The sequence below is a fragment of the Chryseobacterium sp. KMC2 genome (assembly GCF_016756935.1).
Lineage (GTDB): Bacteria > Bacteroidota > Bacteroidia > Flavobacteriales > Weeksellaceae > Chryseobacterium > Chryseobacterium rhizosphaerae.
This window is the reverse complement of record NZ_JAESIT010000008.1, coordinates 46,381-60,214: the sequence shown is the minus strand read 5'-3', so window position 1 is coordinate 60,214 and position 13,834 is coordinate 46,381. Positions and strand designations below refer to the sequence as shown.

At 37.7% G+C, this 13,834-nt stretch carries 12 protein-coding genes; 8 read left to right on the top strand and 4 right to left on the bottom strand.

Going from position 1 to position 13,834, the window contains the following annotated elements:
• Positions 1 to 2 precede the first annotated feature (2 nt).
• On the top strand, positions 3 to 413 hold the full coding sequence (locus JML65_RS11065) for a thiol-disulfide oxidoreductase DCC family protein (protein WP_202270908.1): 411 nt from the start codon (positions 3 to 5) through the stop codon (positions 411 to 413).
• A gap of 180 nt (positions 414 to 593) precedes the next feature.
• Here the strand turns inward: JML65_RS11065 and JML65_RS11060 are convergent, their stop codons facing one another.
• Complete coding sequence (locus JML65_RS11060; RefSeq protein ID WP_084085393.1) at positions 594 to 2,033, bottom strand: alpha-amylase; 1,440 nt, start codon at positions 2,031 to 2,033, stop codon at positions 594 to 596.
• Positions 2,034 to 2,220: 187 nt separating this feature from the next.
• On the opposite strand from JML65_RS11060, the gene JML65_RS11055 reads away from it, so the two are divergent.
• Positions 2,221 to 2,895: a DUF4290 domain-containing protein gene (locus JML65_RS11055; protein WP_084085394.1), complete on the top strand. Its 675-nt coding sequence runs from the start codon at positions 2,221 to 2,223 to the stop codon at positions 2,893 to 2,895.
• Positions 2,895 to 4,202: a UDP-N-acetylglucosamine 1-carboxyvinyltransferase gene (gene murA / locus JML65_RS11050; protein ID WP_202270907.1), complete on the top strand. Its 1,308-nt coding sequence runs from the start codon at positions 2,895 to 2,897 to the stop codon at positions 4,200 to 4,202. The genes JML65_RS11055 and murA overlap by 1 nt, the downstream gene beginning before the upstream one ends.
• A gap of 235 nt (positions 4,203 to 4,437) precedes the next feature.
• Here murA and JML65_RS11045 read toward each other — a convergent pair whose 3' ends face one another.
• Together JML65_RS11045 and JML65_RS11040 are read right to left on the bottom strand one after the other, a co-directional pair.
• Positions 4,438 to 4,749, bottom strand: a complete 312-nt coding sequence (locus JML65_RS11045; protein ID WP_047490408.1) for an NIL domain-containing protein — start codon at positions 4,747 to 4,749, stop codon at positions 4,438 to 4,440.
• A gap of 158 nt (positions 4,750 to 4,907) precedes the next feature.
• Positions 4,908 to 5,534: a YiiX/YebB-like N1pC/P60 family cysteine hydrolase gene (locus JML65_RS11040; protein WP_237390850.1), complete on the bottom strand. Its 627-nt coding sequence runs from the start codon at positions 5,532 to 5,534 to the stop codon at positions 4,908 to 4,910.
• 135 nt (positions 5,535 to 5,669) lie between these two features.
• Here JML65_RS11040 and JML65_RS11035 point away from each other — a divergent pair, with 135 nt between their 5' ends.
• Together JML65_RS11035 and JML65_RS11030 are read left to right on the top strand one after the other, a co-directional pair.
• On the top strand, positions 5,670 to 6,374 hold the full coding sequence (locus JML65_RS11035; RefSeq protein ID WP_084085395.1) for a response regulator transcription factor: 705 nt from the start codon (positions 5,670 to 5,672) through the stop codon (positions 6,372 to 6,374).
• Between the two features lie 24 nt (positions 6,375 to 6,398).
• On the top strand, positions 6,399 to 7,766 hold the full coding sequence (locus JML65_RS11030) for a sensor histidine kinase (RefSeq protein ID WP_115917735.1): 1,368 nt from the start codon (positions 6,399 to 6,401) through the stop codon (positions 7,764 to 7,766).
• Between the two features lie 19 nt (positions 7,767 to 7,785).
• Here JML65_RS11030 and JML65_RS11025 read toward each other — a convergent pair whose 3' ends face one another.
• A complete protein-coding gene (locus JML65_RS11025) occupies positions 7,786 to 8,631 on the bottom strand; it encodes an EamA family transporter (RefSeq protein ID WP_047490400.1) in 846 nt (281 codons plus the stop codon).
• A 532-nt stretch (positions 8,632 to 9,163) separates the two neighbouring features.
• Between JML65_RS11025 and JML65_RS11020 the strand changes: the two genes are divergently transcribed.
• The 3 genes from JML65_RS11020 (at position 9,164) to JML65_RS11010 (ending at position 13,757) form a co-directional block, all read left to right on the top strand.
• Positions 9,164 to 9,862 (top strand): MgtC/SapB family protein, encoded by a 699-nt coding sequence (locus JML65_RS11020; protein ID WP_202270905.1) that lies wholly within the window; start codon positions 9,164 to 9,166, stop codon positions 9,860 to 9,862.
• A 23-nt stretch (positions 9,863 to 9,885) separates the two neighbouring features.
• The gene (gene mgtA / locus JML65_RS11015) at positions 9,886 to 12,558 is read left to right on the top strand and encodes a magnesium-translocating P-type ATPase (RefSeq protein WP_202270904.1); all 2,673 of its coding nucleotides are present in this window, start codon (positions 9,886 to 9,888) and stop codon (positions 12,556 to 12,558) included.
• A 95-nt stretch (positions 12,559 to 12,653) separates the two neighbouring features.
• Positions 12,654 to 13,757 (top strand): efflux RND transporter periplasmic adaptor subunit, encoded by a 1,104-nt coding sequence (locus tag JML65_RS11010; protein ID WP_202270903.1) that lies wholly within the window; start codon positions 12,654 to 12,656, stop codon positions 13,755 to 13,757.
• Positions 13,758 to 13,834 lie beyond the last annotated feature (77 nt).

Here is a 13,834-nt window from a genome sequence, read left to right as displayed (position 1 = left end):
TCATGAAAGACTGGAAAAACAAATATATTGTATTTTTTGACGGAGACTGTGGTGTCTGTAATTTCTGGGTACAATGGATTTTGGAGAGAGATAAGAAAGACCGATTTATGTTTGCTTCACTGCAATCTGATTTCGGACAGCAGTTTTTATCTGAAAGAGGATTGGAAACAAAGGATTTCAATACCATGTATCTTTGGAAGCCGGAACAATACTATTTGATTAAATCGAGAGCAGTACTTAAAATTGCTGACCTGCTGGGTGGAATTTACAAACTTTCAGCCATTGGAAAACTAATGCCTGCATTTCTAAGTGATAAGGTTTACAATATGATTTCCAGAAACAGAATGAAACTGGCTAACCAAAAATGTTATTTGCCGGATCAGCATCAGAAGAAAAAATTTATTCAGGTCTAATCAGGCAGAGTCTCAATAATACATTTTTCTCTCTTCAAGAAAAGCATTTTTTCCTACCAAAACAGCAAAAAGTCATTCCATAAAAACCTAATCGATTTAATAGTAAAATACATTATTAAGGTTCCTAAAGAATGACTAGTATGATATATAGATTAATTTTAAATTAATCGCTTTTAGTACTTATTGATTCAGTGACCAAATTGAATAACTATTCGGGGCACATTGGATCTTCACCCATTTATCTCCCTGAGTTGTAGGATACCAGCTTGAGCTTCCTGTAAAATCTTTGATCTGCTGACTGGCCCAATTGGTCTCAATCCATCTTTCCTGCCAGCTTGACGAAGTATTGATATAAACGACAAGCCCTGGATTTCCATTATACCCATTACGTCTTGCAATATATTCATCATTATCAGTATATAAGATCGAAGTTGTTCCGGTAGCTTTATTATTATGAATCCAAATTAAGTTATTCAGCCTTTCTTTGTTCAGCCATTCTTCATAATCTCTGTAAAAAATGGTTGGATAGCCTTCATGAGTTAAAATATAAGCGTACGCCGGCATTTTATTGTTAATAATATCCGTGTCATGATTGGCAACAAAAGTGACTGCTTTATAGGGATTCCTCTTCCACATCATATCATCATTTAAAACATTCAGATTCCCATTATCAAAAGCTTCATCCATTTTATAGTAAGCAGCAAAATCAAATACGGAACTGTTTGCATTATTCGCCCACCATTCCAGTGTATTGACATTAGAATCCCATAATTCACCAACCGAAAATCCGCCTACCTTAGCGTTCCAGGTATTCACTACCCAAGGTCCGAACCCTTTTACATAATCAAATCTCCAGCCATCAAATTTCATCACATTCTTATAGTATTTTGCTACAGAATCATCCCTTCCCCATAACCAGTCCTGTACATGAGGATTGGCATGACACAGGTCTGGAAATCCACCGAAAGAACCTTCATCATTATTTCCATATGCATTTTTATAAAAGTCTTCATAGCTTCTTTGAAATTTTCCGGAAGCTACTCCTGAGAAGTTGGTCCAGGTATTCGTTCCGGTATAAGGATTGGCTTCAGACTGCCCGCCACTGTTGTGATTGATGACAATATCAGCAAACACCTGCATATTTTCGCTGTGCGCTTTAGTAATTAGTGCTTCCAGCTCAGTTCTCGATCCAAATCGGGTCTCGGTAGTCCCGTTTTGATTAAAATTTCCAAAATCATAATAGTCTGTAGGATCGTATCCCATTGAAAGAGGCCCATTTTGAGCTTTAGAAGCCGGAGGAAGCCATACTGCTCCAATTCCGGCATTGGACCATGCTGTCACTTTATCTTTAACAGTATTCCACCAGTTACCACCTTCAGGAACATCCCAATAAAATCCCTGCATCAGAACTCCCCCACCGGGACCGGCTACAAACTTGCCCTGTAAAGAACCGGATGCTCCTCCCGTACTGAAAGGCCTCCCGTCATGATGAGTGACATTTACAATTTTGTCGTGTACTTCCTGCTCTTGTGAAGATTTATTGCCAATATCATCATTGTTCTCACAAGAACTGACAAGTGCTAAACCCCATACAGAAAGAAGAAAATATGTTTTTTTCATTGCAATATTTAATTATCAATCTACTAACCAAGTTACAAATTCCTTGCATACAAATTCTTATTCAGGTGAAATATTTTAATTTTCAATAATAAATTATAGGAAAGGTCAACTCCACTTTTCATTAAAAAATCATAAATTTTTAATATTCTCGAAACAATTTTTCTTTTAATCCATATATTTGCATACTATGGAATACAATACCCAAAAAACTCAGCTTCATATGCCCGAATACGGCAGAATTATACAACAGTTGGTTGAGCGCTGCAAAGAACTTGCTTCCAAAGAGGAAAGAAGTGAAATGGCTATGGCAATCATCGATTTTATGGGTCAGAGAAACCCACAACTTCGTGACGAAGAAAATTATAAACATAAACTTTGGGATCATCTTTTTATTCTGGCAAATTACGATTTGGATGTAGATTCTCCTTATCCGTTTCCTACAATGGAAGAATTGGCAGAAAAACCTAAAAGGATGGAATATCCGAAACTTCAAGGTGACTTTAAGTTTTACGGAAAAAGTATTCTTCAATTGATCGAAAAAGCAATTGAACTGGAGGCGGGCGATGAAAAAGAAGCCCTTATCGAAGTGATTGCCAACAATATGAAGAAATCTTATAATGTCTATAATAAGGAACATGTGACGGATGATGTTATTTTCCGCCACTTGAAGGAACTGTCTGAAAACAGGTTGGATCTTACAGGAATTGATTCTCTTGAAAAAAGTAAAATCTATTACACCAGTAACAACAACCGAAATAATAACAGCAACAGTAACAATAATAGGAGTAATAACAACAACAGCAATAACAAGAACCAACCTAACAAAAGAAGACATAACAATAATCATAAAAACAGAAAATAATGAGTGGAACATTTCAAATACGAGGAGGAAAAAGATTGCAGGGTGAAATAACTCCACAAGGGGCTAAAAATGAAGCTCTTCAAATTTTATGTGCAGTTCTGTTAACTGATGAGGAGGTTACTATTAAAAATATCCCGGATATTCATGATGTCAACAGATTAATTGAAATCCTGGGCGACTTTGGGGTAAAAGTTACTAAAAACGGACATGGAGATTATACGTTCAAGGCCGACAAAGTAAATTTTGATTATATAAAATCCAACGAGTTCAAAAAAGATGGTGCTAAACTGCGTGGTTCTATCATGCTTATGGGACCGATGCTGGCTCGTTATGGAGAAGCGTATATGCCTACTCCGGGGGGTGATAAGATCGGGAGAAGAAGATTGGACACCCACTTCCAGGGATTAGTAGAGCTTGGTGCAGAATTTAATTATGATGAAGAAGAATATTTTTATTCTTTAAAAGCTACTGAACTTAGAGGAAAATTCATCCTGTTGGAAGAAGCTTCCGTAACCGGAACGGCTAATATCGTAATGGCTGCCGTACTGGCAAAAGGGAAAACAAGAATCTATAATGCTGCTTGTGAACCTTATCTTCAGCAATTGTGTAAAATGCTGAACAGAATGGGTGCAAATATTTCAGGAATTGGCTCTAACCTTCTTACCATTGAAGGGGTTGATTATCTGAGAGGAACTGAGCATACGATGCTTCCGGATATGGTAGAAATCGGATCATGGATAGGTCTTGCTGCAATGACAAAATCTGAAATTACCATTAAAAATGTAAACTGGAACCAATTAGGGGTTATCCCGAATACATTCAGAAAACTGGGAATTCAGCTTGAGCAAAGTGGTGATGACATTTATATTCCTGCTCAGGAACATTATAAGATCCAGAAATTCATCGACGGTTCTATTCTTACCATTTCAGATGCACCATGGCCAGGGTTTACTCCGGATTTATTGTCTATTATCCTGGTAGTAGCTACTCAGGCTAAAGGAAGTATTTTGGTACACCAGAAGATGTTTGAATCCAGATTATTCTTTGTTGATAAATTAATCGATATGGGTGCTCAGATCATTTTATGTGATCCACACAGAGCTACCGTAATCGGATTGAACCAGGAAGCTCCGTTAAGAGGAACCACAATGGTTTCTCCGGATATCAGAGCCGGAAATGCACTTTTAATTGCAGCACTTTCTGCAGAAGGAAAATCAATTATCCACAATATCGAGCAAATCGACAGAGGATATGAAAATATTGATGGAAGACTAAAAGCTATTGGGGCTGATATCGAAAGAATATAAAATTATTTTTATTACTATAGAGCGTTCAGAGTGATCTGAGCGCTCTTTTCTTTGTTTACAGGATTCAGGGTCTGGATGAAAATTTTGCGGTAAAAGTAATTGTTGCCGGCTGTCCCCCATCAGATCTTCGGTTTGTGATCTCCTGTAATTTATAAAGGAAATCTTAGCTTTTACATAAAAAAAGTGCCCGATTAAAACCGGACACTTTGAGTAATTAAAACTATATGAATCTCCCTTAAGAATATTTCCGGCAGAGATACTCTACCGTTGTACTCAAAAGTTTATTTTTATTCAGATAGAACTCTAGGTTCTGATAATCTTCTGAATTGACATTAATATATAACTGTACTGTACCAAAACTGTATCCGTTCACATATTCCACATTAGCAGACAACACTCTATGACAAATGCCCAATTGATTATAAATGGTATTCATTAAATGTTCGAATTTCATTTTCCCATTTAACTCTATTTCCAGGATCAATTCTTTTTTAGGCAGGGTAATTTTGTTTTGCAAAACCTGCAGGCCAGGATTAGGTGTAATCATCACTAAACATTTTTGGTTAAACACTTTCAGATTGTATTGCACTCTGCATTAAATCTGTGACAAAAATATAAAAAAATATTAGTCTACCAAATTAGTAGACTAATATTTTTAAAACTTTAACAAAAAAAAGAAGCCATTATAGCTTCTTTTACCTTTTTTTATAATTCTTTTATTCTTTCCAGCTTATCTGAACCAGCCAATCCATTGGGGTTACAACCAGGTTCTCCTTCCGGAACCTTAAGATTTTTCTTTTGATAAAATTCTTCCCAAAAAACATTTATTTTTCCAGTCTTAGGATCTATGAACGTCATGGGTTCCAATTTGAAAATATGGTTTTCTCTAAATGCCCTTTCAATAAAATCTGAACAATAATAGGAGTTTTCGTCCAGGATATAATTGAAATTATAAGGTTTACCCAGCATTTGATTTGCTTGATCAACAGCTGATGGAATTGATTTCTGATATTCAGGCTTTAAACGGTATACCACAACTTTCTGGCCGTCTCCTTTCTGATCCTGAAGAAATTCTTTTAATTCCTGCTTTTGTGAGCCTCCTTTTGGAGCTGCATGCAATACAAACAGTTTGTTTCCATTTTTTTCTAAAATACCAATATGATCAAAAGAAGCAGCTTTCTGCTTTTGTGTCACATTGTTAATTGCTCCGGAGAGTCCACTTTCTTTTGCCGTTACAAAAAGTAGGTCACCGTTTTTAAGCTTTGATATTGGAGAAGCACTACAATTGACAAGCAGTACAATCAAAAAGAACAGGCTTCCTGCAAAGTTCATTTTTTTTAAAAAAGATATATTAAATCCTAGCATTCTGATATTGTTTCGCCGCCAAAATTACAAAATAGAATTTATTACATTTGTAGGAAGTATTGATCTATTCTTCATATCAACCCAAACATTCCCTATATTCCTATGCCACATATTTTACTCGTTGAAGACGATGACAGACTTTCAAAATTGATTACCAAGGGACTTCAGGAAGCTGAGTTTGAAGTAACGGCAGCCTATGATGGAATAACGGGGCTTAAACTGGCATTACAAAAAGATTTTGATCTGATCATCACAGATATTGTCCTTCCTAAAAAAAACGGCCTTGAATTCTGTAATGAAATAAAGATTTTAAAACCCAATCTTCCGGTGGTAATGCTTACCGCTCTCGGAACGACGGACGATAAACTGGAAGGGTTTGATGCCGGAGCTGATGACTACCTAACCAAGCCTTTTGAAATGCGGGAGCTGGTGGCCAGAATTAAAGTTCTTCTAAAACGTTTTTCACAACAGAGGCAGCAAAAAGTTTTTGTTCTTAAATATGAAGGCATTGAAATGAATCTGGAACAAAAAACAGTCAGCAGAGATCAGGTTCCCATAAAATTGACTCCAAAGGAATTCAATCTTTTGAAATTCATGCTGGAAAACTCTGAAAGGGTACTTTCCCGCGGTGAAATTGCGGAAAAAGTATGGGAAACCCATTTCGATACAGGAACCAATTTCATTGACGTATACATCAATTATCTAAGAAAAAAAATTGATAAAGATTTTGAAATTAAACTTATTCATACCAAAGCAGGTATGGGGTTTATCTTAAAAAAAGATTACGAAACGGGCATCATACATTAACCGAGGTGAACTAAAAACAAACGGATGAAAATAAGAACCAGGCTTACACTCCTTTTTACCCTAATCACGGCAATGCTTTTAGGGGTTTACAGCTTTTCTATTTATTATTCTTCCAAAGAAGCCAGAGAAAAATCTTTCTACAGCGAATTGCAAAACGAGGCTATTGCCAAAGCTGATTTGTTTTTCCAAAGTTCACTCCCGGAACAGGAAATGCATAAGCTGTACAAAAATAACAACAGAACACTTAACGAAGTTCAAGTCGCTATTTATGACTCTAATCACCAGCTCATTTATCATGACGATGCAAAAGTTGATTACGTAAAAGAAACTCCGGCGATGCTCTCGCAGATATTTCAAAAGAAAAAAATCAACTTCTTTTTAAACAACTTACAGGTTATCGGGATGGTCTATCATCATTCCGGAAAATCGTACGCTGTAACCGCTGCTTCCTATGATAAGTATGGGTATGAATATCTCACTCATCTTCTTACCATTAGTATTATCGCTTTCATCAGCATCCTGATCCTGATTTACCTGGCCGGCATATTCCTTTCTAAAAAAGCATTGAGCCCCCTGAGTGAAATGGTGAATCAAATTAAAAAAATTACTGCCGGAAAATTACAGCTGCGCTTAAAAACGACCGGAGAAAAAGATGAACTTAACGAGCTTGCCCAGAATTTCAACGGAATGCTGAAGCGTCTGGAAAATTCTTTTGACTCTCAAAAACATTTTGTATCCAATATTTCACACGAACTCCGCACTCCATTATCCGCAATTATCACTGAGCTGGAACTGGCTTCTGAAAAAGAACAAACCAAAGAAGAATACCGGCAGACCATCCGATATGCGTTGGAAGATGCACGGAATATGGCCAAACTGTCCAACAGTTTAATGGATCTTGCCAAAGCAAGCTATGATCCTAATGAAATCAGCTTTTCTGAAGTACGCCTTGATGAAATACTTCTGGAATCTTACACCAAAATAACAAGAGAAAATCCGGCGTATAAAGTTTCTTTGAATATAGAAAATGAGGTGGAAGAACATCAGCTGATCACACAGGGAAATGAATATCTGCTGCAGGTAGCTTTCAATAATCTTATTGACAATGCCTGTAAATATTCCCCTGAGCATATATGTTCAATAGATGTGATAGCCCATAAAAATACACTTTCGATCAGTTTTACCAATACCGGCATCATTATTTCCAGGGAAGATTTACAGCGTATTTTTGAACCCTTTTACAGAAGTGAAACCTCAAAAAAGGAAAAAGGCTATGGTATTGGACTATTTCTGACAGAAAAAATCATTCATCTTCATCATGCAACAATTTCTGTAGCATCAGAGCATAATAAGACCATTTTTACAATACAGTTTGAAATACCAGGATCCTAATCATTTAACGATTTTCACACTACTCCACTGAAGTTTTACTGAAAACAGTAGTTCCTATACTGGCTGCGATCACACAGGCAATGGATATCCACTGTAAAAAGGTTAAACTCTCGGATAGGAATAATAATCCCGAAAAAGCAGCAAATGCAGGCTCCAGGCTCATCAGAATACTAAAAGTTTTGGCCGGAAGTTTTTTAAGTGCCATCATTTCCAGAGAAAACGGTAGCGCACTGGATAAGATAGCAACTCCAAGCCCTTTTATAAAAAGGGTTGGTGTAAGATTGAAAACCGCGCCATCCCAAATGGTAAAAGGAATAATCACAAGACTTGCAAATAACATCCCGGTAGTAACAGCATCTTTTCCATCCATTATTTTAGCTACTTTTCCGCCCATTACAATATAACCTGCCCAAAACATTCCTGCCAGAAAGGCCAGTCCAAGCCCCAATAAATCTATATTATTACTCTGCCAGGGCACGATAAGTAAAATCCCTACACAGGCCAATAATGCCCAGACAACATCCAGTAACTTACGCGACAGTGCCAGAGCCAGGAATAAAGGTCCGGCAAATTCTACCGTAACAGCCAGCCCTAGCGGAATTCGCTGAATAGCCATATAAAAAATAAGATTCATCGCCGCCAGTCCGATACCGTACAGAGCACAGTATTTCCATTTTTGTTTCGTGAACTGCAAAAATTTTGGACGGTTAATCAAGGTGAGCAAAACAGCTGAGAGTACAATTCTTAAACTAACGGTACCAATAGCGCCGATGGCAGGAAAAAGCTGCTTGGCAATGGAAGCCCCACCCTGCACGCAGATTATTGCTAAAAGTGTAGCAGGTATAGCTACATTAGACTTTTTCATTTCTAAAATTTATAACTTATAAAACAACTTTGGAAAGAATTTTCCGGGATTAGGCAAACTCTTATTTTATCATTATAAACCGGGAAATTCCGAATGCAAAATAGCTTGCCAGCAAATGTATTGAAATTTTAGCGTTCAATATGGGTACAGTTTTTATTTATTAATAAGACTTAGTTAATGAATATTTCCTAATTATGTTTTCCAAATCCTTTCAAGGTTTCCTTCTATTCTATCCGTTTCAGATGATGATGTACGGTGAGAACATAGGTCTTTTTTTAAATCCTATACACAATATCATTTGACACTTTCCGATGTATACATTCATTTTCAAAGGTCATTTTCCTTCTGTTTTCTCTAATCATTTTCTAATAACATTCTAAAGCTTTTCTAACGGCTTCTCCCCAAAAGGAGGAATACCTTTGCAGCAAATAAAAACCACTATGGATACCGATCCTTCCCATTATTACCATAACTAGGCATTCAGCAATATATCTTTCTGTATATCGGCTGCTTGCCATACAACAAAAAGATTATGAATACACTAGAATTTACCCTTCGTCTTTTCACAGCATTCCTCCTGGGTGCCGGCATTGGTTTCGAAAGACAGTGGCGTCAAAAAAGTGCAGGCCTCCGTACCAATACACTGGTATGCCTGGGCTCTGCGGCCTTTGTACTGCTTTCCATCAGAATCGGCGGTGATGCTACAGGCAGAATAGCTTCCTATATTGTGAGTGGTATAGGTTTTCTGGGCGGAGGTGTTATTATGAAAGACGGTCTTACCGTACGGGGACTCAACACTGCAGCTACTATCTGGTGTTCAGCTTCCGTAGGAGCCCTCAGCGCTATAGGACTTCCTTTTGAAGCTGCTATTACAAGCGGGTTTATTATTCTCACGCATGTCATTCTCCGCCCTTTAGGAGTAAAGCTTGGTAACAATATCAGCAGCAGAAATCATTATACCGAATATTTAATCAGTATCAAATGCAAAAGTGAGGTGGAAAACCACATCCGGATACAGCTGATGCAGTCTTTAAGCGGGAATGATAAAATATTACTGAAATCTCTCACCAGCGATGATAACGGCGTTCCTGAAAATGCCATTATTACAGCAGAAGTGCACGCTTCTACTCCACAGGACAGTTTCATGGAAAAAATAACCAGCAGACTTACTATTGAAGATAAAGTCATCAGGGTAAGCTGGAAAATTATAGGTACTGAAACTGATTTATAACATTTAACACCAACCCTGAAGCCATGTTAAAAAAATATTCCAACAAAAATCTCAACTCCGCAGCTCTTGTAAAATTGAAAGAAGCTGCATCAGAGAACGAAAAAATGATTTATGCTATGCTGGAAACTTCAGAAGAAGGGCTTAGCGAAAACACCGTAAAAGACCGTTTAAAAATATATGGTAAAAATGAAATTGCCACTCAGAAAGCACCTTCATGGCTGAAGCAGTTTGCCCATTCTTTTTTTAATCCTTTCAATTATATCCTTGCCTGTATCGCCGTGATTTCATTATTCATTGATGTTATCCTGGTGCCTGCAGATGAAAAGGACCTCAGCACCAGCATTATTATTTCAGTGATGCTTCTGTTCAGCACCACCCTAAGATTCATTCAGGAGTTCCGCAGCAACAAAGCAGCAGAAGCTTTAAAAAGAATGGTAAAAACGAGCTGTCTTACCAAAAGAAAGTTTAAAGAAAGTGAGGAAATAGATATCAGTGAAATTGTTCCCGGTGATATGATTATACTTTCTGCCGGCGATATGGTTCCTGCCGACTGCCGAATTATGAAAAGCAAAGATCTCTTTATCAGTGAATCCATTCTTACCGGAGAAGCATTACCTGTAGAGAAAAATGCTCTTCCCATCAAAGATGCAAAGAATCAAAACCCATTATCCTTACAAAATATCTGTTTTATGGGCACTAACGTGGTAAGTGGGTCAGCCACGGTTGTGGTAGCTAACACTGGTATTTTCACCTATTTCGGAAGCATCAGCAGAAGCCTGGTTTCCAAAAGATCCGAAACTGCTTTTGATGTAGGTGTGAATAAAGTAAGTTTTCTGCTCATCCGGTTTATGCTGGTGATGACCCCCATTATTTTTCTTATCAACGGATTGGTAAAAGGAGACTGGATGCAGGCTTTATTCTTTGCCATTGCAGTAGCTGTGGGACTTACCCCGGAGATGCTCCCTATGATTGTTACCGCCAACCTTGCGAAAGGAGCTGTTAATATGAGCAAGAAGAAAGTCATCGTTAAGCGGTTGAATGCCATTCAGAATATTGGTGCCATGGATATTCTCTGTACTGATAAAACAGGAACACTTACCCTGGACAAGATTGTACTGGAAACTCATCTCAATGTTCAGGGGCTTGAAGATGATGAAGTATTGAAATGGGCTTACCTCAACAGCTACCATCAGACCGGGCTCAAAAATCTGTTAGACCAGGCTGTTTTGGATCATGCTGAGGTTCACAACATGATGAAAGCAGATGAACTGTATCTGAAGGTAGATGAAATCCCTTTTGATTTTGAAAGAAGAAGAATGTCCGTTATCCTCAACACTTCCAGTGGTAAACACCTGATGATTTGCAAAGGTGCAGTAGAGGAAATGCTTTCCTTATGCAAATATGCTTTAGATCCTGGAGAAGACAACAGTTTGCATATTGAGAACGATAATATTGTTCCTCTCGATGAATGTATGAAGCAGAAAATCATCAGAATGTCTGAAAAGCTCAATGCTGAAGGGTTACGGGTTTTACTGGTTGCAATCAGAGAATTTGACGGAAACCATCCATTGAATTATTCTGTTGCCGACGAAAATCAACTTACACTTACCGGTTTTATAGGATTCCTTGATCCGGCAAAGCCATCGGCGGAACCTAGTATCAAAGCTTTACATAAGCTGGGTGTGGAAGTAAAAGTAGTAACCGGAGATAATGATATTGTCGCTAAAAAGATATGTCATGACGTAGGGATTCCCGTTACCATGATTATGCTTGGTGATGAATTAGACAACAGAACCGATGAAGAGCTTAGTAAAGACATGGATCTTTATTCTGTTTTTGCAAAAGTAAGTCCGTTACAAAAGCAACGTATTGTAAAAATACTGAGATCTAAAGGGCATACCGTAGGATTTATGGGAGATGGGATTAACGATGCGGCTGCCATTAAGGAAGCTGATGTTGGTATTTCCGTTGATACCGGTGCAGACATTGCAAAAGAAAGCGCAGACATCATCCTGTTGGAAAAAGATTTAATGGTTTTACGCAGTGGTGTAATCTACGGCAGAAGAACGTTCGGAAATATCATTAAGTATATAAAAATGACAGCCAGCAGTAACTTTGGAAACATGTTCAGCATGATCGGAGCCAGTGCATTACTTCCGTTTTTGCCAATGCTTCCGCTGCAGATTCTAACCCAGAATTTACTCTATGATATATCACAGTCTTCCATCCCCTGGGATACAATGGATAAAGATTTTCTGGAAAAACCAAAAAAATGGGAAGCTGACAGTATCAAAAAGTTTATGCTGTATATAGGTCCTTTGAGTTCCATTTTTGATTATCTGACTTTTGCTGTTATGTTCTTTATTTTCAAAGCCAATACTCCGGAGCATCAGAGTTTATTTCAGACAGGATGGTTTGTAGAAGGATTGCTTTCACAAACCCTGATTGTACATATCATCAGAACGAAAAAGATCCCTTTTATCCAAAGCTGGGCAACCGCCCCTGTAGTCGCTTTAACGAGTTTAATCATGCTGATTGGAATACTGATTCCTTTTACTCCCTTAGCTGTATATCTTAAAATGCAACCTTTACCTATGGGGTATTTTCCTTATCTGGTTGTCATGCTTACTGGATATTGCATCCTCACTCAGTTCGTAAAGCAATGGTTCATTAAAAAATTCGGACAGTGGCTATGATAAGTGTATGGCAAAATAAAAATCTGCATATAACTATTGCATTATAGCATCAGCTCAACTAGAAATAAATAATTAATTGGTTATAAACATTTTATATGAAAAATACCGTATTATCAATACTACTTTTGGCTTTTATTACCTCTTGTAAAGATCCCAAAAGTGAAACCCCACAAAGCCAGGACCTTCAAATCAAAGGAGATCATGTGATGATTCCTGAAAACAATCCTGTTTTAAAAACAATTAAAACAGAAGTGGTCACCGAAGAGGAACACAGTGATGGTGTAGTATCCGCAGGAACTATCCAGGCAATCCCCAATCATTATGCAGAAATTGCCAGTCCTTTTTCCGGAAGAATTACAAAATCCTTTATCCAGCTCGGCCAAAATGTTTCTGCGGGAAGCCCACTTTTTGAAATTCTTTCTTCCGATTATTTTTCAGTTCAGAAAGATTATACAGATGCCTTAAATGATATGCAGCTTGCAGAGAAAAACTACAGACGCCAACAGGATCTGGTAAAACATGGGGTTGGTATTCAAAAAGAGCTGGATGAAGCGGAAACAGATTTTAAAAATAAAAAGACCTCACTTTCTAATGCCTCCTCTGCCCTAAAGGTATACAACAGCAAAGGAGGAGGTATAGGAAGCCCCCTTATTGTAAGAGCTTCTATCAGTGGAGAAATTATTTCCAATAAGATTGTTAACGGTCAGTATCTGAAGGGGGATGCAGATCCTGTGGTTATTATTGCAGAACTTTCCAAAGTATGGATTTCCGGGGATGTTAAAGAAAAAGACATTCGTTTTGTCAATATCGGAGATCATGTCTCTGTAAAAATAAGTGCTTATCCGGATCGAAATATTACAGGAAAAGTATACCACATTAATGAAATAGTAGACGAAAATACCCGAAGTATAAAAGTCCTTATAGAATGTGACAATCCGGACAGAAAGTTAAAACCGGGTATGTATGCCACCGTTAATTTCTCAACGACCCCCGAAAAAACAGTTATGATCCCCGTTACGGCTTTAATGCAGCAGGATAATACTCAGTATGTATGGATAAAAACGGGAAAGAACCAATTTACCAGACGTTCAGTAACCATAGGTGAAACAGACCAGAAATCAGTAAGAATTATTTCAGGATTAAAACCAGGAGAAACCATCATGACTGAGGGCGGAATTTATATGCTGGATGCAAAATAATATGAATGTGATAAAATGTACAATCTAAAACCTGTAAAGACAGTATCCTGCTCAGCACAATTACATGATACGCCACA

Bases quoted from the DNA above. Each gene is read 5' to 3' on its own strand.
- JML65_RS11065 (WP_202270908.1), top strand. From the start codon at position 3: ATGAAAGACTGGAAAAACAAATATATTGTATTTTTTGACGGAGACTGT.
- JML65_RS11060 (WP_084085393.1), bottom strand. From the start codon at position 2,033: ATGAAAAAAACATATTTTCTTCTTTCTGTATGGGGTTTAGCACTTGTC.
- JML65_RS11055 (WP_084085394.1), top strand. From the start codon at position 2,221: ATGGAATACAATACCCAAAAAACTCAGCTTCATATGCCCGAATACGGC.
- murA (WP_202270907.1), top strand. From the start codon at position 2,895: ATGAGTGGAACATTTCAAATACGAGGAGGAAAAAGATTGCAGGGTGAA.
- JML65_RS11045 (WP_047490408.1), bottom strand. From the start codon at position 4,749: ATGATTACACCTAATCCTGGCCTGCAGGTTTTGCAAAACAAAATTACC.
- JML65_RS11040 (WP_237390850.1), bottom strand. From the start codon at position 5,534: ATGAACTTTGCAGGAAGCCTGTTCTTTTTGATTGTACTGCTTGTCAAT.
- JML65_RS11035 (WP_084085395.1), top strand. From the start codon at position 5,670: ATGCCACATATTTTACTCGTTGAAGACGATGACAGACTTTCAAAATTG.
- JML65_RS11030 (WP_115917735.1), top strand. From the start codon at position 6,399: ATGAAAATAAGAACCAGGCTTACACTCCTTTTTACCCTAATCACGGCA.
- JML65_RS11025 (WP_047490400.1), bottom strand. From the start codon at position 8,631: ATGAAAAAGTCTAATGTAGCTATACCTGCTACACTTTTAGCAATAATC.
- JML65_RS11020 (WP_202270905.1), top strand. From the start codon at position 9,164: ATGAATACACTAGAATTTACCCTTCGTCTTTTCACAGCATTCCTCCTG.
- mgtA (WP_202270904.1), top strand. From the start codon at position 9,886: ATGTTAAAAAAATATTCCAACAAAAATCTCAACTCCGCAGCTCTTGTA.
- JML65_RS11010 (WP_202270903.1), top strand. From the start codon at position 12,654: ATGAAAAATACCGTATTATCAATACTACTTTTGGCTTTTATTACCTCT.